Below are 19,425 nucleotides of genomic sequence, written 5' to 3'. Positions count from 1 at the left end.
TCAGTATATGTACCTCCTGTCAGCCCATAATCCACCCAAGCCAGAATGCGAGCGGCACCAACAGCAACTGTGCAAGCAACGTGCCTCCCAAACGCGAGATGATCATCCAGCCGTACATGCTGTTCATACGGTTCAAGGGCAGCTCCCCACGCAGCGTTTTTTCAGACAATACTGCCAATCTGGGATCAATTAGCAGGGTCAGCAGCACCGTTGCCATACCATTGATAAGACCTGATGACATCGACATTGCCGTCCCTTGAGCGGGCCAGAGGAAAGATGCGTATAAAGCAGACAACACTCCAGTCGTATATATCGCAGTCACAGTCATATTCAGAGTAATCAGGCGCTTGGGGATCGCTCCCCTGAACAGCGAGGTGAGCATGGACCCGGTTGGACGCTTCATGTAGTAGCCTGCATGCTTCCAGCGGTTGTGCACCATTAAATGACGCACCAGTGCAGGAATAGAGCCGGTATGCTCCAGATGCACAATCCATCTGGCCGACATGCGTACCACGGTCGGATACAAAATAATAGCGATCATGGTCCCGACGGTTGCTGCCAGTAGAACTCCGTGCATGTACAGCTCCAGCCTAACATTAGCCCCACCCGCTCGTATGGCAGCCTTTGCCTGATCGACCATACCTCCCAGTAAAGGTCCCTGAGCCATATTAGAGGTGCGCGAAACCAACAGCAGCATGCCCGCTACGGTTAAAGCCAATCCAATTCGACGTGCTCGCAAACCGCCAAGACGGAGGGCATAGGTCAAGCTGTCTGTAGTATGTATAATGATGGTTAGCATAAAGACGAAACTCCAGGCAAGCAATTGCTCCACTCCTTTTCAGGTATTCTGCACACCATTATACGCTTTTTCTCCAAATACATTTTACAATATATTCATTTCTTTGATTTCCGTTTGTTTAAGTGGACAGCGGGTAATACATACTACATCATCTGTTATAAGGAGTGTTGGGTATGCCTTGGACCAAACATGATTACCCCCCATCTATGAAAAATCTGGAGCCGCGTGTGCGGGAAAAAGCCGTTGATATTGCTAACGCACTACTTCGTGACGGCTACGAAGAAGGACGTTCCATTGCGATTGCAACCTCTCAAGCCGAGGAATGGGACGATAATCATCCAACTGAACGAGACGGGAAACAGAAAAAACATGAGCAACAACATTCAAGTAGAAACGGGAAAAACAAGCTTTCTGCTTCTTCGGAGCCTCAGGAGCCTATTCATGTCGTGCCACATGAGTATGGCTGGGCTATTAAGGAAGAAGGGCATGATAAACCTGCTTCCACTTTCCGGCACAAAAATGAAACGGTGAACGAGGCTCAAAAATTAGTAAACCGCCAGCAGATTTCGGCGATTATTCATGACCAAAACGGACGCATTCATTCTACTTTAAAGCCTTCCTGCTGAAGCCTGGATACAGCGAAAGGGTGTCACGCAGGAAGATTTCTCTTCTAACGTAACACCCTTTCCTTATTGACGAAGGCTGTGGACGACCGGCACTGTTTTGGCAACTACCTTTTGGGCTGGAATAGCCGCAGGCAGTACCTTTTTCACAGGTCGGTGTAGTTGGAACGTTGTCGTCCATGTAATTATTTTTCCGGCGAGCCACACAGCCAGTATGGTAAACATTGTTTCCTTCACAGGCAGATACAACAGCGATAATCCTAGTACGATGATGTCACTAACGATAAACACGTTACCGATTTTCCATCCACGCCACTCGCTGATCAGCAGGGATAAAATATCATCGCCCCCGGTTGCTCCACCAAATCGCAGTACGATCCCGGCTCCCAAGCCTGTAAGCACTCCGCAAAGCAGAGCCGCTACTAGCAAGTTGCCGTGCAGATCTATAACCAGCGTCGAATACTTTTCAAATCCTGCATAAAACAGGGAAAATGCGACCGCCCCGATTAATGCCAGCAGCATGAATCTTCTGCCCTTCAGTACCCAAGCCAATAATATGACGGGGATATCAAGCAGCAGCATACTCCAAGCCGGAGACACGCCAAATGCGTAATGTCCCAGCAGAGCTAGGCCTGCAAATCCGCCTTCTGACAAATGATTTTGAGCATTGATGTGATAATACGTAAAAGCTAAAATGCATGTTCCGAGCAGCATGACAGCAATCTGCCTTAATGCTCCATTGTTCACGATAGATTCGTAAGTTTTCCTCATACAGGCTCCCTCGGTTTCTCGTAAGTTTGATGTGGATGAACCCACTCTTACGGAAGCTACCGGGTAAGATGTGCCTGGAGGACTTGGTCCTTCGCATGTACAATCCCCTCTTCCGCAGAGTTGGCTTTCGCAACTTGACGTTACTCCGCGGAAAAGCTAAGTATAAGACAGATCAAATCGTTTCCAAATCGTCCTTTTGGGAAGTATCCTTCGGGGACACATGGTATCCTGATCCTTTCTTTTGTGGAATAAAACTCCGACATTTCTGTGGTACACGTAACTCTATTATTTATTATACCACACCTTACCACCTGCTAAACAGCTTGCTTTTTATGCCGCACCATATTTTTATTTTATGCGTGAGCATGCTTTATTGTATGTGCGAATAACCGCATTATACCGAAGGTTTGGCGGATGCACATAGAATGTGTTTATAGCTTGGTTATGCAGATTTTCAGTGATACTATCCGGCTAATTTGGCTGTTCTGCGCTGGTTGGCCATAAACACCCCTCCGAGTATGAGGACCAGCCCGGTCAGAACATTCCAGCCGATGTGTTCATTCAGAAGCAAAAAGCCCCATACGATAGCGCTCACCGGTACAAAATAAGTCACCGAGGAGGCAAATTCCGGACTTCCCCGCAAAATCATATAATTGAACAAAATATAAGCTACTCCCGATCCCAAGACCCCCAGCCCTATAAGAGAACCCAATACACCAGGGATGACGACGACCGACAGATCAGGTCGATCTACCATTGCCGTCATGATGCCGCCCGCTGCCGTTGCACCCAATAATGTCGCAAAGGTTGCCTGATACATCGACAGATTGGATAAAAACCGTTTGGACAGTTGCGTTCCAAAGCCATAGCAGAGAGTCGCAAGCAGCATACATCCAAAGCCGACGGGGTCGACAGAAATAATGGATACAGGATTAATACCCAGTAAAATAACGATTCCTACAAAAGCGAGCCCCATTCCAAACCACTGCATTCGATGAAAGATAGCTCCGAACAAGACTAGTCCGACCAACATGGTCCAGATTGGCGTGGTGGCATTCAATACGGAAGCCATGCTGCTAGCAATTCTGGTCTCGCTAAAACTAATCAAGGCCCATGGCAAAACCATGTTCACCAGAGCTACGAGAATAACCGATTTCCATGGAATACTTCTGAATTCAAATGGCTTGCGCATGAGCAGCATCAACAAAACAATAAAAATGAGGCCAAAGCTGGAACGAAGAAATACAATAGTCCAAGGCCCTACGTGATGAAGCAATAATACCTTGATAAACAAAAACGATCCGCCCCAAATGAGGCTTAGCAGCAAAAGCGCCGCATATAACGAGCGTGACAATATGTATACCTTCTTTCTTTCCAATAATTGATGATTGCTTTGGCAAAGGAATAATTTCTATGATGAAGTATAAAAAGAACATTTGTTCTGTATGCTGATTATAATTGTATTCCTGTTATGAGTAAAGGAGATTTCTTATGAAAAAGATACTGGACAACAAGAATAAGGCCCCATTGCCTTCCGAGGAAGACGCAGGGCTGATCAAAACTTGTGTACTTCTGACCCTCGTGCTGGATGTGCTGGAGCGGGACATTCGCATTCTAAATGCCTCTGCCTTAAAAATGCCCGATCTGTACGTTCGCAGCCTGACCGGGGTGCAACAGCGTGTAGCTGTTCAATTGGCGGAGACAAAGGCGCGAATGAAAAGGCAGGGAGTTAAAATATACAACGAAACCCGGAATCACGAAGGCGTGGAGGTCCTGTATGTATGCCGTGGCTACCAAAAGCGGTTTTTCATGCTTTCCTCCTTTGCACGCAGCGAGGTTCGACGGGAACTGGGACATTATTTGGGAATTGATGTGACCCAAAGCCACTCGACTGTGTAGTCTCGTTTAAAATCCTTGTACGATGCGTTTTCCGCGTACCGTTGCTTGTGCGAGCGCCTCTTTCTCGTCTCTTGTTAGCAGCTGTCTTCCGCGCATGAGCACACGCCCATTCACAATTGTCGTATTGACATCCGCGCCGCTTGCGCTGTAAGCAAGCAGTGACTCTATCTGGTGTATTGGCTGTAAATGCGGCTTTTGCATATCTATCAGATATGATATCTGCCTTTTCCCCACCTCAAGCGTGCCGGTTTCGTGCTCAAAGTTTAAAGCTTGGCTACATTGACTGTAGCCATTTGCAGGGCCTGCGCAGCAGTAGAGCAACTGGATTGCCAGTGCTTAGCTTTTGCAGCCATGCCGCTGCCTTGATGCAGTCGCCCTGTAATATGCCAGGAAGCCGCAAAATATCCATGTCTATCGAACCAATCCAGCATGCGGGAGCGTTCTGCACAATATACTGGCAGCTCAGATTCCTCCTTTCCTGGCGTGGACACCTTTTCCCCCGCTTCCAGCAGCTCCGCTACATCCACCATCAGGTCCACGATGCAAATACGTCCATGAGGTTTAAGCGTGCGTTGCATTTCCGACAGAGCGAATATTTTCTGTTCACCTGTCAGATGATGCAGGGCATAACTGCTGACCACAAAGTCAAAGGTCCCGTCCATATAAGGAATCGACATCAGATTTTCCAGCCTCTTCTCCACCTGCGGAAATTTACTACGGCAGGACGGCTTGAGCATTTCATTCGATTGATCCACACCTGCCATACGGATGCCCTCCTCAGCGAGATTCCCCGTCCCCGCGTCCAGACCATACTCATCTGCATGGGCAGCCACACGCGCTGTACGATTAGACGCACCGTACGTCTGTACGCGGGATGCCTGCCATTCCCCCTCTTCCAGACTCACCCTGATATCATGTTCGGCTGCGCGGCTGTCAAAATCCCAACCATCATACCAGTCTTCACGCGGCTCCCGCTGACGCTTCAAACCTCCGGCCAACTGAAACATCTCTTCCCACTCCAGCTCGCTGTCATGTCTCAAACGTTCGATCATTTGATCGGCTTTAGCCTGTGTTTATGATCCATCCACGCCGTGAACATACAGAACGTTGCAACTCCAGCGCATAAAGTACCTCATTCCTTCTCCCTTGATCCAATCGGTCCAGTACGGATTTGACTTCCTCTACTGACATACCGAATTCACGTAGCGTCATAATCATCCTCAGGCGAATGGCTTCACGCTCTGTAAAATAACGCTATCCATTATCGGGTGCTTAACAGGAGCAATCATCCCTTTTTCCTCATAGAATCGTATCGTGCGTGCAGATATATGTAATTGAGTCTCTCGTTTTCAGCCTATTCTATTATAAAACATTCACGTTACGTGAGGTGAAGATGATGCGGGATATGGATAGAGCGCCAGATCATGGATAAATCCAATCCATTTGGCACACATTATGCATATCTCATTCCAAAAGAAGGTGTTTTCTTGACTGGACATAACGCAGCTCCCTTTGAATTGAACAAGAATATTTCCTTTATCGAGCAAGCTCTTTTTTATACGGATGATTTAAAAAAACAGACTATTTCTGTTGACGGCAAAGATAGCATTCTTCTCTATATAGACTCACTCGTGGATCAGGAGATCATTCAGACACACATTCTGGACACATTGTATAAGAAAACCGATTCTGGCTCTCATCAAATGTTTACCACCCTGAACAGCCAAAAGGACACCGACCTCCGAAATGCCGCTGATTCGCTTATTGAGGGATACTTCATTTTAATGGTGGATGGCGCAGAAGAATTTTATATCCTTTCCTCCGAAAAAACATACGCCCGTAGTACGGATGAGCCGGAGAACGAGGGGATTATCCGCGGGCCGCACAATGGATTTATTGAGCAGCTGTCCGTCAATCTGAATCTTATTCGCAAACAAATCATCAGCACATCGCTGATTGTGCGCTACTTTTATGTCGGATCTAAAACCCGGACCAAAGTTGCTATCATGTATATGCAAGACTTGGCCAATCCTGAGCTAGTGGAGGAAGTGGAAAAAAGAATAAAAGCCATCTCCTCCGATCTGGTACTGCCTCCCGGTTTTATTCAGGAATTCACGGAGGACAATCCCTTTTCCCTGTTCCCTCAGCAACTCAGCACAGAACGTCCAGATCGGGTAGCAGCTAATTTAATGGAAGGACGAGTAACTATTTTGGCCGAAGGCAGCCCTACTACTGCCTTAATCGTTCCCGTCTCCTTTTTTGCATTTTATCAAAGCCCGGATGATTATAACGGTCGCTGGATTATTAGTTCCTTTCTGAGAATGATCCGAATGATGAGCTTTCTGATCGCTTTTACATTGCCCGCCGTTTATATTGCAACGATTGCCTTTCACTCAGCCATTCTACCGCTAGAGCTCGCACATACGATCAAAAAATCGTTGGAAAATGTTCCATTTCCCGCCATTGTGGAGGCGATGTTGCTTGAAGTGATCTTTGAGGTGCTACGGGAAGCCGGGATGCGTCTGCCCAGCCGAGTGGGCCAAACAATAGGCATCGTTGGGACCTGCCAGTGATTTGCAAAACTTTATTACCTATCAGGCTCATATTCAGAACATCAAACGCCAGCTTATAGTGAAAGTTGGACGCGATGGTCAAATTGATGTGTATCTCAACCTGAAGCTCCCTGTCGATGTTGTTGAATACGCGCGGGATCATCTTCAGGATAAGGATAATGTGATGCGCCTGAACCGTCAGCTTTCCGAAATCATGACCCAGGATGCGGAGGAAATTATCCGTACGCTTCAAAAAAGCGGTTGTGATGCCTTTGGCATCGGCAGACAATTGATTGCCCATCACCCGACCATGTGGAAGAGTCTGGAGTGGAATAAAGAGTACCCTAATGTTCGTTTTCACCCACAGATCACCGTCAATATTGTCGGGAACGGCATTCTGAATTAGGCCGCTCCCTTTGGTTCAGTTTTTCGGCTGATCGGGTGTTTCGGTATGAATAGTTTCGCTTGGTTTATTTTCTGGAGCTTCCTTCTGGGTTTCTGGCTCAGAAGGAGGCTCCTGCTTATTTTCAACAGATGGTTGCGAACCATCTGTTGGTGGCACATCATTAATCTCACCATTCGTATCTATTTCTGTCCCCGGATCAGAAGGTACTGTTTCTTCTGGTAGAATCTCCTTCTGATCCGTTGCAGGTTCTTGTTTCTCTGGAGCTGCTTTATCCTTCGCATCCGGTTTGGACGGCACGACAGGTGTGGATGAACGTGGTCGTTGTTCCCTCCCGACTTCCGTTGGCACGTATTTTTGGTTAAACCAGTCTGTCACGAGTTGACCGGATTGACGGGAATAACTTCCCGGTAGCTTACCTGTAAGACTGGAGACCGTAACTTTTACAACACCTTCCGGCTGTGTAAAATGCTTATTTTTGAAAAGCTGGGGCTGATCCTTGACCGCTTCGTTCATGATAAGCGCCCACACCGATTGTGCTCTGGAGTGCCCTTCTTGAGATAGGGTGTTAACCTGTTGACGGTAACCTGCCCAGACGCCGAGTGTAACATCCGGGGTATAGCCCATGAACCACACATCGCCAAAGTTTTGTGTCGTACCGGTCTTACCGGCAATGTCAATGGCACCGTAGCTTTTAAAAGCATTTTGTATACGTTTGCCTGTACCCCTCGGGTCCGATATAACCGTTTTGAGCATATCTGTCATTAAAAACGCGGTTTGCTGGGAATACACACGCTTCGCCTGCGGTTTAAATTCATAAACGATCTTGCCATCGGCATCCGTAATTTTACTGATCAAATGGGGTTCATTGTATACGCCCATATTAGGAATCGTGCCGTATGCCGCTGTCAGTTCCTTGACAGATACCCCCTTGCTGAGCCCACCCAGAACGCCTGTCTGAGCATGTTCATCCTGCGGCTGAATCGTCGTAATCCCAAGGGAACGTACAAAGTTCCAGGCGTTTGGTATTTTAACTTCATACAAAAACAGTCTCAGCGCAGGAATGTTAATCGACCGATTGAGTGCTTCACGGGCTGTCATCAACCCTTCATACCGTCTGTTATAATTTTTAGGGATATGATAGCCTTTACGTCCGTCTTTTAATATAATTTGCGAATCATCAATAAGCCCAGCAGGCTGAGTATAGCCTTTTTCCAAAGCAGGCAAATAAGCTGCAATTGGCTTCATAGCTGAACCCGGCTGACGCGTCATCTGGGTTGCATAGTTCATTTGCTCAGTATTAAAGTCCCTGCCCTCGATCATACCGAGTATAGCCCCCGTTTTATGATCAATCATGATGGCAGCAATCTGCTCCAGTCCTTTCTGCTTACTGTATGGAGAAAAGTTTTGCGGATTGGCAGCAATCTGCCGCATATCGTTATAAACTTTCTTATTTATCGTTGTATAAATCCGATAACCGGACCGTTGCAGCTCTTCCCGTGTATTTTGAAGTAGTTCAGCATGCTCAGGTTTGGAAATCTCAGCTGTTGTAAGATCCGGATTTTCCTGGAGCGCCAACAACCGGGCGGCCTCCCGCTCTGTCTCCAGCATCAAATAAGGGAATGTATTGTAGCTTTTCTCCCGATGTGGTGCAAGAGTAGCTTTAATATCAAATTGAAGTGCCTCGTTATATTCTGTTAATGTGATTTTACCTGTTGCCAGCATCCTTCCCAGCACGACACGCTGGCGCTCCAAAGCTTTGTTGAAGCCTTCTTCATCAAATTTCCCTTTACCGTCAAAAGCCGAATAAACAGATGGCAATTGTGGAAGACCAGCCAAATAAGCCGCCTGAGCAATATGAAGCTTATGTAGATCACTTACATTAAAAATCCCTAACGAAGCCGACTTGATCCCGTACAAATTGTAACCTGCGGAGCCATTGCCAAACGGCATTTTGTTTAGGTATGCCGTTAATATTTTGTCCTTGCCCATAAAGCGTTCCATACGCAGTGCCAGCAGCATTTCCTTTACCTTACGGCTGTCCGTCTTATCCAGACTGAGGAAAACTCGCCGGGCTACCTGCTGTGTCAGTGTACTTCCGCCTGTTTGGCGATTTTCGTTCAGAAGCTTTTGTTTGACGGCGCGAGCCGTCCCTTTTAGATCAACCCCCTGATGCTCATAAAATTGGCTGTCTTCCGTTGAAATGAGGGCATCTACAATGGATTTGGGAACATCCTTCAGATCCACGAGCTGCCGATCCTCCTCCATACGCATTCGTCCAACCGGGGTTACCTGGTCATTAAAAAATACAAAGCTGGTCAGAGCGTTCTCATTTACCTTTTCATATATCAACTGACGTGATCGTACAGGTTCATCATGAACCAGCGCTGCCACATAACCGGATATAAGACCTCCGGCAAATAAGACCCCAAGTACGCCCGCAAGCGAGAACCACTTGATATTAATCAGCAAAACTCTGCCAAAAATACGCCACCTGCTGCGTTTTTGAGATGATGGTCGACGTTTTGGGTTCATAAAAATGGTTTTCTCCCCTCAATATGCATTCATTTCCACATGTATTCGTTCAAGATAATATGATACGCCATGTTAGGTTTTACGTAAACAATAACGTTCCAGAAAATACAATTGGATTAAGAACACTTGTTCTGTATATAATACTACTATATGAATTTACATTCAAGAATATTTTGGAAAGACGATCAGCAGACATCTGGAAAGGAGATTGCAACATTGAACGAACGCGGAAAAAAAACTATATTTTTAGCAGATTGCCAAAGCTTTTATACCAGCATTGAGAAGGCCGACAATCCCGAATATCAACATAAACCGCTAGTCGTTGCTGGTGACCCTTCGCTGCGTTCAGGCATTATCCTGGCTGCGTGTCCGCTGGCTAAAAAATACGGTATATCTACAGCAGAGCGTCTGGGAGAAGCGATAAGAAAATGTCCTGACCTTACCATTGTACGCCCGCGCATGCAGCATTATATTGACGTCTCATTAAAAATAACAGAAATTTATAACGAGTATACGGATTTGGTTGAGGTTTTCAGTATTGATGAGCAGTTTCTGGACGTAACCGGAAGCCTCTCCCTGTTCGGAGATCCGGTGAGCATCGCAAGTGAAATTCAACAAAAAGTAATGTCACAAACAGGGGTATGGATTCGTATCGGTATCAGTTCCAATAAAATGCTCGCTAAAATGGCGACAGATATATGGGCCAAGAAGAACGAAAGCGGCATTTTTGTCCTTCCTCCATCCGATATTGCAGCGTTGCTATGGTCTCAGCCGGTTCGCAGTATGTTCGGTATTGGCTCGCGCATGGAACGGCATTTGGAGAGGCTTGGATTGCATACCATTGGAGACATCGCACGTACTCCCTTACCCCGGCTTCAGGACAAATTCCGGTCTCATTTCGGCAAGCAGTCAGATATTCAGGCAGAAGTTTTATGGCGAACTGCTAACGGCGTGGATCACAGTCCGGTCAAGCCGGAAACATTGGATACGCCCCCAAAATCCATCGGTCATATGATGACCCTGCCCCGGGATTATGTCCAGCCTGCAGAGGTGGAGACTATCCTGCTTGAGTTGACAGAAGAGGTATGCCGGGACTCCCGCCGCAAAGGATATATCGGCTCAGTTGTGACCGTCCATTGCATATGCAGTCCGCACGAGGCACCGACCGAGTTTTCCCGCCAGATGATGCTGCACGATCCTACAAACCGTACCGAAAAGATATATGAAACCGTGAAAAAAATATTTTATACCTTTTGGAACCATATGCCCGTGAAGCGTGCGGGTGTCACTTTAAGCGGCTTGATGGATGATCAGCTGTACCAGCTTGACTTTTTTGAAGATCAGGAGCGATCCCGGGCTTTGGAAAAAGTAACAGACACTTTAAAGGATCGATATGGTCAGGCGATCATCATGCGTGCATCGTCGTTAACAAACGCGGGGCAGGCTCTGGAGCGATCCGTCAAAATTGGCGGTCATTACAAATAAAATCTCTCTATTAACACCCAGTCTATTACCCGGGGAATTAAATACGAGCGAAGGCTACGGAATATACTATACTGAACAGAAAACAAGCGGGAAATAGAGGAACAAGCAAAAAAGGACCACCTGACATCAGGCAATCCTTTTCCAGCTTGGATGAGCATCGAGCATTCAGAGAGAATTTAGAGACATCCAACGTATGTCCGGTTAACGAAACATCCCCCACAGCTTGATCAGATGAAACGTGTTCGACGGGTCGATTTTTTGCGCCAGCACGAAGGCCGTCAATTGTTCTTCCTGTGCAGCCGTCAGCCGCTCGTTCAAAATAGCGGAAGTGGACTTCACAAGTTGACGTACCTTGGCTTTGTTTTGCAGGTCCGCCTTGGTCACGCCTTCGATCTGCTGCTTAACCCGCTCCTTAAGCGCACGATTTTTCATTTTCAACTTAATCCGCTCCACCAGTTGCGGACTGATTCCATATTGCTGATAGCTCAATGTTACCGCACCTCCCATATCATTCGGTCATTCCCAAATATATGACGGCCAGCCTGTCCATTGTGCCTATCTGTTTAAAACTATAAAAACAACCTTATGATTCAAGGTGTATTAGTCGATAAGATCACCCTGGAAAATCTGCTCTTTTTGCAAATAGCCACGCAATGCTTCATACTGCGGAGATGTCCAAAAGGACGAGTCCGCGATCAGAGCAGTCGCATCCTCACGGGCCTTTTCCAGCACCTCAAAATCCGCTACCATATCTGCTAACCGAAACTCGGGCAGCCCACTTTGCTTGGTACCGAAAAAGTCACCCGGCCCCCTCAAATCCAAGTCACGTCTAGCCACCTCAAAACCATCGTCCGTATCGGTCATAACCTTCATCCGCTCCTGGCCCACCTCAGACTTGGGATCAGCGACCAGCACACAGTACGAGGCATGTGCGCCCCGTCCGACACGTCCACGCAGCTGATGCAACTGGGACAAGCCAAAGCGGTCCGCATCCATAATGATCATTAGCGTCGCATTCGGCACGTCTACGCCCACCTCTACAACTGTCGTTGAAATGAGTAACTGGATTTCATTGGCATAGAAGGAACGCATAACCTCTTCCTTTTCTGCAGGAGTCATTCGCCCATGCAGCAGACCGACGCGGTAACGCGGAAAAGCCTGTTGCATTTGAATATGCAGATCGATGGCATTCTGTACATCCAGCTTCTCAGACTCCTCAATCAACGGGCAGATCAGATAAGCCTGCCGTCCCTGATCCACCTCACGGGAAATAAATCCGAGCACACGATCCATCAGATCATGCTTTACCCAATACGTAGAAATCGGAATACGCCCCTTTGGCCGCTCTGACAACGTAGAGACATCTATATCGCCAAAAGCGGTGATCGCCAGCGTACGCGGAATCGGCGTTGCCGTCATCGTAAGAACGTCGGGATTATAGCCCTTGCGACGCAATATACTACGCTGATTGACACCAAATCTGTGCTGCTCATCCGTTACAACAAGCCCAAGCTGGCGAAAATACACATCTTCCTGAATAAGGGCATGCGTGCCCACCACAATATCCAGCAGACCCATCTGGAGCGAAGCCAGCAGCTCCTTACGCTTCTTCCCGGTCGTACTGCCCGTCAACAACCCCACACTAATCTCAAACGGTTCAAATAACTTGTGAAGCGACCGCATATGCTGTTCAGCCAAAATTTCCGTTGGCACCATCAGCGCCCCCTGAAAACCGGAACGCACCGTAGCAAACAAACCGATGGCGGCAACAACGGTTTTACCTGACCCAACATCCCCTTGAAGCAGACGGTTCATACAATAAGGCGAACGCAGGTCATGCAGTATTTCAAGCTCCACTTTCTTCTGAGCATCCGTCAGCTCAAACGGCAAGGCCCTCACAAATTCGCGAACCGTGGCATTATCCACCGTATGTACAACCCCATCTGCCCGGCCGCGGTTCAACGCACGGAATGCCTGCATTTTCAACTGAAATAAAAACAGCTCTTCATACACCATCCGGCGGCGGGCCTCTTGTCCCTCTCGATTGTCCTGAGGCTGGTGTATACCTGCAATAGCCTGCTTACGCGGCATTATACTGTATTTACGTACAAGCGACTCCGGTAAAATTTCGGGAATCATTTCACCAAACTGCTGGAGTGTCTGGTTCATCGTCTTGCGCATCCAGGTCTGCGTAATCTTGCCGCCTACGGAATACACAGGCTGAAGCGTCCCCGAACGAGCGACTCCTTTATCGGGAAACTCGGAATCCGAAACGGTCATCTGCATCCGCTTCAGATCCCATTTGCCAGTCACGACAATTTCACGGCCTGACGTTAGCTGCTCCTTCAAAAAATGACGATTGAACCATGTCGCTGTAAACATCCAATCCTCAGCCATCAATTTACAAGTCAATCTGGATTTGCGCCCATAACGCTGAAGCACCGGAATGCCCATAATTTTAGCCTGCACCGTAATTTTATCTCCGTCCTTCACTTCACTCAGCGAACGCAGACGGTAATCCTCATATCGGAACGGATAGTATTCCAGCATGTCCTGCACGTTAGAAATGCCAAAAGCGTGAAGCTCTCCTTCTTTGAGAGCACTCACGCCGTGTATTTGTTTCAAAGGTATTTGATCCAGTTGTAACATATTACCTCTCATCTCCGGCCGGCCATGCAAAAATGGCAATCGTTCCCGGTCCCACATGGGTTCCGATCACGGCGCCAACTTCCGTATATATTCGATCTCCCAGCTCAAAGTGTTCTGCCAATTGTGCCTCGAACGCTTCTGCTGCCGAACGGTCTGCCGTATGGCCTACAGCAATATTAATTTTTTGGCCCTTTAAATCCCGCTCCAGCAATTCAATGATTCGTGCTGTCGCTTTTTTATGTCCTCTTGCCTTGTCTGCCGAATAAATGATACCTTCCTTGTCCATCGAGAGAATCGGCTTAATATTGAGCAGGGTGCCAATCATGGCTGCTGCTTTGCCGATACGCCCCCCTTTTTGCAAGTATTCCAGCGTATCCACCAGAAAATACAAGCAAAGACGTTCCTGACGATGCTCTAAAGCTTGAACGATATCAGCCGGGGAATGCCCGGAAGCCGCCAGCTCTGCCGCATAGACCACAAGCATACCATATCCGTACGAGGCCAATTTGGAATCTAGCACGGTTATTCTGTCTTCATGCTTCTCCAGCATGGATTTACCCAGCAGAGCGGACTGATACGTTCCACTCACGCCGGAAGACAAATGGATGGAAACGATCTGGCTCTCGGGATGTTGCTCCAACAGCGTCGTAAATGTCTCCAAAAAGCGGGCTGGTGAAGGCTGTGACGTCGTAGGTAGCTCATCAGCCCGTACCAATTCGCTGTAAAATTGCGCGGCAGACATCTCAATGCCGTCAAGGTAAGTCGTGTTTCCAAACATCACCGTCAGCGGCACAATGACTATCCCGAGACGGTCTACCAGTTCCTGTGGAATATCAGCCGTGCTATCGGTCACAATGATGGTGTTACTCATCGGTTAGACCTCCTTTTGTGGTGAGCTTCTATGGACGCTCTACAGCCCATCAAGTTTCCACCGAAAACAGGTAAGGATAAATCGGCTGACCGCCTTCATGAACTTCCACTTCAGCATCCGAATAATTTTCTTCAAGCCATGCAACGAGCTGCTCTGTATCTTCTTGCTTCGCATCCGAACCTGTGAGAATCGTAACAATCTCATCGCCATTCACCAACATTTTGATCAGCAAAAGACGAGCCGTTGCGATTAATTGTTCTTCAGTCGCTACAATTTTGGAATCCTGAATACCGATATAATGGCCAGCCGTAATGTGCAGGTCATCAAGCGTCGTATCCCGTACTGCATAGGTTACCTGCCCTGATTTCACGCGGCTGGCCGCGTCCCGCATGCTGTCCTGATTGGCCTCAAAGGCTTCTTCCTCCTGAAAAGCGAATGCTGCAGCAATACCCTGAGGAATCGTTTTGCTCGGAATAACCGACACCAAGCGCTCCATCTCCAGCAGTTCACGGGCCTGCTCTGCCGCCAGAATAATATTGGAATTATTCGGCAGGATAAAAATGTGCTGCGCCGCAATCGACCGAGCCGCATTAACAAAGTCTTCCGTACTCGGATTCATAGTCTGACCACCGGAAAGGACAACATCCACACCTAAGCTTCTGAAAATATCAGCAATCCCTTCGCCTGAAGCCACTGCTATGAAACCATAGGGTGCCAGCTCATGAGCCGGTGGCTCAGAAGGCTCCTCCTCACGTGCAGGCTCTGCCGGTATTTCAGCAAACCACTCAGGCTCAGGAGCGCCATCCATACCCGCAGACAACAAATCACGATGCTGCTCGCGCATATTCAGAATACGGATCTGTGTAATTTCCCCGTAACGTAGCGCCAGATTCAACACTTCGCCCGGAGCCTTGGAATGAACATGAACCTTAATAACATCATCGTCAGAAATAACAATGATAGAGTCTCCATCCACAGATAACGCTAACCGGAAGGCTTCCTCATCAAAGTCCGTACCTTGGGCTTCTCCCAATTGTCGATTAATAAAAAATTCCATATCATATAAAAATTCAATATTTTCCGTTTCAAGCTTCGCCTGCGCCGAAATCGGTGCATCCGGTGAAGGAGCAATCGCTTGCGCCGTCGGTCTCTCGGATACATGAGGAGCATAAGCAGTGCGTACATTCTCCCCTTTTACAATTGGAGCTGTCACCAAACCGCTTCCAAGATGCTGCATGAACCCTTCATAAATATACACAAGTCCTTGTCCACCCGAGTCCACAACCCCTACTTGCTTCAGTACCGGAAGCATGTCCTGCGTCATGGCAAGCGTTTCCTTCGCTTTGGCAAGCACTTCTTCCATCAGTTCAGTAATGTCATTTGTCCGGCGTGAGAAAAACACAGCATGCTTGGCCGCTTCCTTCGCCACGGTAAGAATTGTACCCTCCACCGGCTTAACCACCGCCTTGTAGGCCGCATCCACCCCGCTCTGCAATGCCGATGCGAACTGAAGGGTATTCAATTCCTCGTATGGGGCAGCGTAACGGCTGAAGCCACGGAACAACTGAGACAGGATAACCCCTGAATTGCCGCGGGCTCCCATCAGCAAACCTTTGGATAATATGCCGGACATGACACCGATGGAGGAAGAATCCCCCTCTTTAATTCTGTTACGCCCGCGCTCATCGTCAAATTCATGTTAGTTCCTGTGTCACCGTCCGGCACCGGAAATACATTAAGTGAATTGACGTGTTCCGCATGCTGCTGTAATTGTTCCGCCCCGGCTAAAACCATTGCGGTAAAATCTGTTCCATTCAAAGAACGATTACTCAAGAGAATTCCCCTTCCTAGCTTAATACACTTGTTTTGCCATCAACCTTCCGCATCGTCATGTTCATCTGTGCGGACAGGTTCAATTGAATTATACTAAAGCCAGACGACGAATACGAATGTCACACTTTCGTAAGCTTATCGTACCCACGGCCTGGTCGGCCTTCCACAGGTCTATATATGAAAAACCAGTCAACCACCCGACACTGAAACATCGGCTGGAATGATAAATATGGTTCCGCCTCTGATCTGTCCGGCATGACTGGAATAAGAATTCACATTCCAACTATTACAAGAATATTCACAGCAATAGCTATCCCATATTGTACTATAATGCGTAATAGAAATAAATAAAGTTTTTGAATCGGTTGACGGAGCTTTTTTGACTATGATATTATATATAAGTATTGTTTTGTTCAGGTTAGTGACTTACAAAGTCCGACTGACCCAGTCGGCCTGAAGAGCGACCCGTTCCATACGGAACTTGGTTATTTTCAGAATAGGAGGTGGAATCATGTCTCGTAAATGTTCTGTAACAGGCAAAAAGCCTGGCACCGGTAACCACGTATCTCACGCTAACAACCGTAATCGCCGTACTTGGGGCGTCAACGTACAGAAAGTTCGTATTCTCGTTAACGGTAAACCGAAACGCGTTTATGTCAGCACTCGTGCATTGAAGGCCGGTAAAGTAACTCGCGTGTAGTCGCAAAAAAATAACGTTATAAACAAAAGGCACCTCGTTTTAAACGGGTGCTTTTTTGGTTATTCAAAATGTTACATCCATCTGGTCCATGATGTCAAAATGTCAGGCATCTTCCCGCGCGTTCCTGCCGTTTACTGTCGAGCTACCTGTCTGTCGCTGTGCCCGGGAAGCATGCCCTGTGTACCTTGCTCTTCATTTTGCATCCTGTGTGTACGTTACGTGCAATTCAGCTTTTCTGGAATGTATTCAGAATGGCTTTGACGAATCCACCCAGAAATCTTGGTAGCTTGATTGTATAAAACTTCATGCTTCACCCTCCCCATCATCCTCGTGCATCCGTTCTCTGTAGTTTATGCAACCTGTCAAGGGTTGTTGCCATACAAAAAAGGCTACATGAGAATCCCGCTCATGTAACCATATTTATGCACATCTATCCCATGCTATACCATTAGACAAGTCCACGAACATACAGATATGCTGAGAGTATGAAAATAAATAGGATATAATAAAGCACGCTGCTTATTACAAAGCCGATACGCAAACCGCGCCGTTCATTTTTACGAAAATAAAACAGCACAATCAGAACGGCAACGAGTGAAAGAAGGGCATTCCAAGGAGATTTCACCAGCGAGAAGCAACTTAGGATCACACCTGTCACCATACTCGCTACCGTCATCCACAGCGCTTCGGTCAGCTTCACTTGGACGAATGATGAGCTGCACTGTCCCGAATAGCCGCAATAGCCGCTCCGCGGTCCGCTCTGCCGAATACCGCACTACCAGCCACCAGAACATCAGCCCCTGCTTCAAATACGGCTGGTGCCGTCTCCTCTGCAATGCCTCCGTCTACCTCAATATGTACATCCGGACGGCCGATTTCATTCAACCATGTGCGAATCTGTCTGATTTTATCCAACGTCTCCGGAATAAAAGACTGACCCCCAAATCCAGGGTTAACTGTCATAACCAGAATCATGTCTACATTGGGCAGCACTTCCTTGATTGCATATGGAGAAGTGCCCGGATTGAGGGCCACACCCGCAAGAGCACCTTGCTGCTTGATCAAATGGATGACCCCGTGCAGATGAACACAAGCCTCGGCATGAACAGTGACGATATTAGCTCCTGCCTTCACAAAATCGCCAATGTAACGTTCAGGATGCTCAATCATCAGATGAACATCCAGAGGAAGACTCGTATGCGGACGAATAGCCTGAACGATAGGAGGTCCTAAGGTAATGTTTGATACAAAATGACCATCCATGACATCCACATGAATCCAGTCTGCTCCTCCTGCTTCAGCTTCCGCAACTTCACTGCCCAAACGGGCAAAATCAGCGGATAAGATCGACGGTGCTATTTTTAACATATGCTCAGTACCTCCGCTTTTTTTCTTTTAATTCCTGATAGAACTGCAAATAGTTATCATATCGGCCCTGCGAAATATGTCCTTCTGCCAAGGCCTCTCTCACTTTACAGCCAGGTTCGTGAATATGGGTACAGCCCCGGAACTTGCATCCTTCTGCATACGACTGGAATTCACGGAAACATGGAGATAACTCATCCACACCCAGCTCCAGGAAATCCAGTTGGCTGAAACCCGGTGTATCTGCTACAAAACCGCCATTGTCGAGTGGAATTAATTCCACATGACGAGTCGTATGCCGTCCCCGCCCCAGCTTCTTGCTAATGGCGCTCGTCTCCAGCGTTAAGCCTGGTTCCAGCGCATTAAGCATGGAAGACTTCCCAACACCTGACTGCCCGGAAAACACGCTGATTTGACCAGCCAACAGCTTCTTAAGCTCAGCCGTACCTTCCCCGGTACGGGCACTGGTCACCAGCACCTCATAACCAATCTTCCGGTACATTTTCTGAACAGCCAAAACCGTCTCATCCTCCGAAGGACTGCCCTCATACAAATCGCGCTTTGTCAGACAGATAATCGTATCCAGCCCGGCGTGCTCAATATGCACCAAAAATTTGTCCAGCAACGGCAGATTTAAATCCGGCTCACGTAGGGAAAACAACAGTACAGCAAGCGTAGTGTTAGCCACTGGCGGGCGAATGAGCTCCGTCGTGCGCTTCCGAATCTCATTAACCATACCTTCCCCGTTTTCAGTCAGTTCATAAACGACCCGGTCGCCGACAAGCGGCGTAATCTCTTTTTTCTTAAATATTCCGCGTGCTCTGCATTGCACCGTAGCTTCGCCGGATACCGGCCGCCCATTCTGATCCAGACTGGAGACATAATAATATCCGCTGAGCGCCTTGACGATCAGACCTTCAGGCATGTGTAAGCCGTCCTC

The 19,425-nt window shown here is 47.7% G+C and carries 21 protein-coding genes and 1 pseudogene; 6 read left to right on the top strand and 16 right to left on the bottom strand.

The genetic code is table 11. The annotated features are described in order from the left end of the window. Positions 1 to 19: 19 nt before the first annotated feature. A complete protein-coding gene (locus ASL14_RS23110) occupies positions 20 to 823 on the bottom strand; it encodes a lipid II flippase Amj family protein (RefSeq protein ID WP_134913665.1) in 804 nt (267 codons plus the stop codon). Positions 824 to 972: 149 nt separating this feature from the next. Here ASL14_RS23110 and ASL14_RS23105 point away from each other — a divergent pair, with 149 nt between their 5' ends. Continuing rightward, on the top strand, positions 973 to 1,425 hold the full coding sequence (locus ASL14_RS23105; RefSeq protein ID WP_134913664.1) for a DUF2188 domain-containing protein: 453 nt from the start codon (positions 973 to 975) through the stop codon (positions 1,423 to 1,425). 63 nt (positions 1,426 to 1,488) lie between these two features. Here the strand turns inward: ASL14_RS23105 and ASL14_RS23100 are convergent, their stop codons facing one another. Continuing rightward, positions 1,489 to 2,193 carry a YitT family protein gene (locus tag ASL14_RS23100; RefSeq protein ID WP_014282274.1) on the bottom strand — a complete coding sequence of 235 codons (705 nt, stop codon included), beginning with the start codon at positions 2,191 to 2,193 and terminating at the stop codon, positions 1,489 to 1,491. A 463-nt stretch (positions 2,194 to 2,656) separates the two neighbouring features. Continuing rightward, positions 2,657 to 3,547, bottom strand: coding sequence for a DMT family transporter (locus ASL14_RS23095; protein ID WP_134913662.1), 891 nt, complete (start codon positions 3,545 to 3,547; stop codon positions 2,657 to 2,659). Positions 3,548 to 3,684: 137 nt separating this feature from the next. Between ASL14_RS23095 and ASL14_RS23090 the strand changes: the two genes are divergently transcribed. Beyond that, positions 3,685 to 4,092 (top strand): YhjD family protein, encoded by a 408-nt coding sequence (locus ASL14_RS23090; RefSeq protein WP_134913660.1) that lies wholly within the window; start codon positions 3,685 to 3,687, stop codon positions 4,090 to 4,092. Positions 4,093 to 4,098: 6 nt separating this feature from the next. Here ASL14_RS23090 and ASL14_RS27145 read toward each other — a convergent pair whose 3' ends face one another. The 4 genes and pseudogenes from ASL14_RS27145 to ASL14_RS29365 form a co-directional block, all read right to left on the bottom strand. Continuing rightward, positions 4,099 to 4,293, bottom strand: coding sequence for a hypothetical protein (locus ASL14_RS27145; protein WP_144435701.1), 195 nt, complete (start codon positions 4,291 to 4,293; stop codon positions 4,099 to 4,101). 62 nt (positions 4,294 to 4,355) lie between these two features. Continuing rightward, positions 4,356 to 5,144 carry a class I SAM-dependent methyltransferase gene (locus ASL14_RS23085; protein WP_223264093.1) on the bottom strand — a complete coding sequence of 263 codons (789 nt, stop codon included), beginning with the start codon at positions 5,142 to 5,144 and terminating at the stop codon, positions 4,356 to 4,358. Positions 5,145 to 5,154: 10 nt separating this feature from the next. Further along, positions 5,155 to 5,304, bottom strand: coding sequence for a hypothetical protein (locus tag ASL14_RS28405; protein WP_223264092.1), 150 nt, complete (start codon positions 5,302 to 5,304; stop codon positions 5,155 to 5,157). Between the two features lie 8 nt (positions 5,305 to 5,312). Continuing rightward, positions 5,313 to 5,423: pseudogene (locus ASL14_RS29365) on the bottom strand (hypothetical protein); the annotation flags it as partial. A 156-nt stretch (positions 5,424 to 5,579) separates the two neighbouring features. Here ASL14_RS29365 and ASL14_RS23080 point away from each other — a divergent pair. Both ASL14_RS23080 and ASL14_RS23075 read left to right on the top strand, forming a co-directional pair. Further along, positions 5,580 to 6,665 carry a spore germination protein gene (locus tag ASL14_RS23080; RefSeq protein WP_189338199.1) on the top strand — a complete coding sequence of 362 codons (1,086 nt, stop codon included), beginning with the start codon at positions 5,580 to 5,582 and terminating at the stop codon, positions 6,663 to 6,665. A gap of 1 nt (position 6,666) precedes the next feature. Then, complete coding sequence (locus ASL14_RS23075) at positions 6,667 to 7,050, top strand: Ger(x)C family spore germination C-terminal domain-containing protein (RefSeq protein WP_223264091.1); 384 nt, start codon at positions 6,667 to 6,669, stop codon at positions 7,048 to 7,050. A 15-nt stretch (positions 7,051 to 7,065) separates the two neighbouring features. Here ASL14_RS23075 and ASL14_RS23070 read toward each other — a convergent pair whose 3' ends face one another. Continuing rightward, positions 7,066 to 9,582: a transglycosylase domain-containing protein gene (locus ASL14_RS23070; RefSeq protein WP_134913656.1), complete on the bottom strand. Its 2,517-nt coding sequence runs from the start codon at positions 9,580 to 9,582 to the stop codon at positions 7,066 to 7,068. Positions 9,583 to 9,798: 216 nt separating this feature from the next. Here ASL14_RS23070 and ASL14_RS23065 point away from each other — a divergent pair, with 216 nt between their 5' ends. Next, a complete protein-coding gene (locus ASL14_RS23065) occupies positions 9,799 to 11,067 on the top strand; it encodes a DNA polymerase IV (RefSeq protein WP_134913654.1) in 1,269 nt (422 codons plus the stop codon). A gap of 201 nt (positions 11,068 to 11,268) precedes the next feature. Here the strand turns inward: ASL14_RS23065 and ASL14_RS23060 are convergent, their stop codons facing one another. The 5 genes from ASL14_RS23060 to ASL14_RS29680 form a co-directional block, all read right to left on the bottom strand. After that, a complete protein-coding gene (locus ASL14_RS23060) occupies positions 11,269 to 11,556 on the bottom strand; it encodes a stage VI sporulation protein F (RefSeq protein WP_014282284.1) in 288 nt (95 codons plus the stop codon). 111 nt (positions 11,557 to 11,667) lie between these two features. Continuing rightward, positions 11,668 to 13,716 (bottom strand): ATP-dependent DNA helicase RecG, encoded by a 2,049-nt coding sequence (gene recG / locus ASL14_RS23055; protein ID WP_134913652.1) that lies wholly within the window; start codon positions 13,714 to 13,716, stop codon positions 11,668 to 11,670. Position 13,717: 1 nt separating this feature from the next. Then, a complete protein-coding gene (locus tag ASL14_RS23050) occupies positions 13,718 to 14,587 on the bottom strand; it encodes a DegV family protein (RefSeq protein WP_134913651.1) in 870 nt (289 codons plus the stop codon). A gap of 49 nt (positions 14,588 to 14,636) precedes the next feature. Next, complete coding sequence (locus ASL14_RS23045; protein WP_442953190.1) at positions 14,637 to 16,220, bottom strand: DAK2 domain-containing protein; 1,584 nt, start codon at positions 16,218 to 16,220, stop codon at positions 14,637 to 14,639. After that, a complete protein-coding gene (locus tag ASL14_RS29680; protein ID WP_442953189.1) occupies positions 16,190 to 16,420 on the bottom strand; it encodes a hypothetical protein in 231 nt (76 codons plus the stop codon). Before ASL14_RS29680 ends, ASL14_RS23045 begins: the two co-directional genes overlap by 31 nt. 511 nt (positions 16,421 to 16,931) lie before the next feature. Between ASL14_RS29680 and rpmB the strand changes: the two genes are divergently transcribed. After that, positions 16,932 to 17,120: a 50S ribosomal protein L28 gene (rpmB, locus tag ASL14_RS23040; protein ID WP_014282288.1), complete on the top strand. Its 189-nt coding sequence runs from the start codon at positions 16,932 to 16,934 to the stop codon at positions 17,118 to 17,120. A 226-nt stretch (positions 17,121 to 17,346) separates the two neighbouring features. Here the strand turns inward: rpmB and spoVM are convergent, their stop codons facing one another. From spoVM to rsgA, 3 genes are all read right to left on the bottom strand, one after another. After that, a complete protein-coding gene (gene spoVM, locus ASL14_RS23035; RefSeq protein ID WP_014282289.1) occupies positions 17,347 to 17,427 on the bottom strand; it encodes a stage V sporulation protein SpoVM in 81 nt (26 codons plus the stop codon). A 389-nt stretch (positions 17,428 to 17,816) separates the two neighbouring features. Next, entirely contained in the window at positions 17,817 to 18,488 is a 672-nt protein-coding gene (gene rpe, locus ASL14_RS23025) for a ribulose-phosphate 3-epimerase (protein ID WP_134913646.1), read from the bottom strand. A gap of 4 nt (positions 18,489 to 18,492) precedes the next feature. Next, positions 18,493 to 19,410, bottom strand: a complete 918-nt coding sequence (gene rsgA / locus ASL14_RS23020) for a ribosome small subunit-dependent GTPase A (protein ID WP_134913643.1) — start codon at positions 19,408 to 19,410, stop codon at positions 18,493 to 18,495. Positions 19,411 to 19,425 lie beyond the last annotated feature (15 nt).

Source organism: Paenibacillus sp. IHB B 3084, assembly GCF_001447315.1.
Lineage (GTDB): Bacteria > Bacillota > Bacilli > Paenibacillales > Paenibacillaceae > Paenibacillus.
This window is presented reverse-complemented; position numbering and strand designations above follow the sequence as displayed.

Excerpts from the sequence above, each read along its gene's own strand:
- ASL14_RS23105 (WP_134913664.1), top strand. The coding sequence starts at position 973 with ATGCCTTGGACCAAACATGATTACCCCCCATCTATGAAAAATCTGGAG.
- ASL14_RS23100 (WP_014282274.1), bottom strand. The coding sequence starts at position 2,193 with ATGAGGAAAACTTACGAATCTATCGTGAACAATGGAGCATTAAGGCAG.
- ASL14_RS23090 (WP_134913660.1), top strand. The coding sequence starts at position 3,685 with ATGAAAAAGATACTGGACAACAAGAATAAGGCCCCATTGCCTTCCGAG.
- ASL14_RS27145 (WP_144435701.1), bottom strand. The coding sequence starts at position 4,293 with ATGCAAAAGCCGCATTTACAGCCAATACACCAGATAGAGTCACTGCTT.
- ASL14_RS23085 (WP_223264093.1), bottom strand. The coding sequence starts at position 5,144 with ATGATCGAACGTTTGAGACATGACAGCGAGCTGGAGTGGGAAGAGATG.
- ASL14_RS28405 (WP_223264092.1), bottom strand. The coding sequence starts at position 5,304 with ATGACGCTACGTGAATTCGGTATGTCAGTAGAGGAAGTCAAATCCGTA.
- ASL14_RS23070 (WP_134913656.1), bottom strand. The coding sequence starts at position 9,582 with ATGAACCCAAAACGTCGACCATCATCTCAAAAACGCAGCAGGTGGCGT.
- recG (WP_134913652.1), bottom strand. The coding sequence starts at position 13,716 with ATGTTACAACTGGATCAAATACCTTTGAAACAAATACACGGCGTGAGT.
- ASL14_RS23050 (WP_134913651.1), bottom strand. The coding sequence starts at position 14,587 with ATGAGTAACACCATCATTGTGACCGATAGCACGGCTGATATTCCACAG.
- ASL14_RS23045 (WP_442953190.1), bottom strand. The coding sequence starts at position 16,220 with ATGTCCGGCATATTATCCAAAGGTTTGCTGATGGGAGCCCGCGGCAAT.
- rpmB (WP_014282288.1), top strand. The coding sequence starts at position 16,932 with ATGTCTCGTAAATGTTCTGTAACAGGCAAAAAGCCTGGCACCGGTAAC.
- spoVM (WP_014282289.1), bottom strand. The coding sequence starts at position 17,427 with ATGAAGTTTTATACAATCAAGCTACCAAGATTTCTGGGTGGATTCGTC.
- rpe (WP_134913646.1), bottom strand. The coding sequence starts at position 18,488 with ATGTTAAAAATAGCACCGTCGATCTTATCCGCTGATTTTGCCCGTTTG.
- rsgA (WP_134913643.1), bottom strand. The coding sequence starts at position 19,410 with ATGCCTGAAGGTCTGATCGTCAAGGCGCTCAGCGGATATTATTATGTC.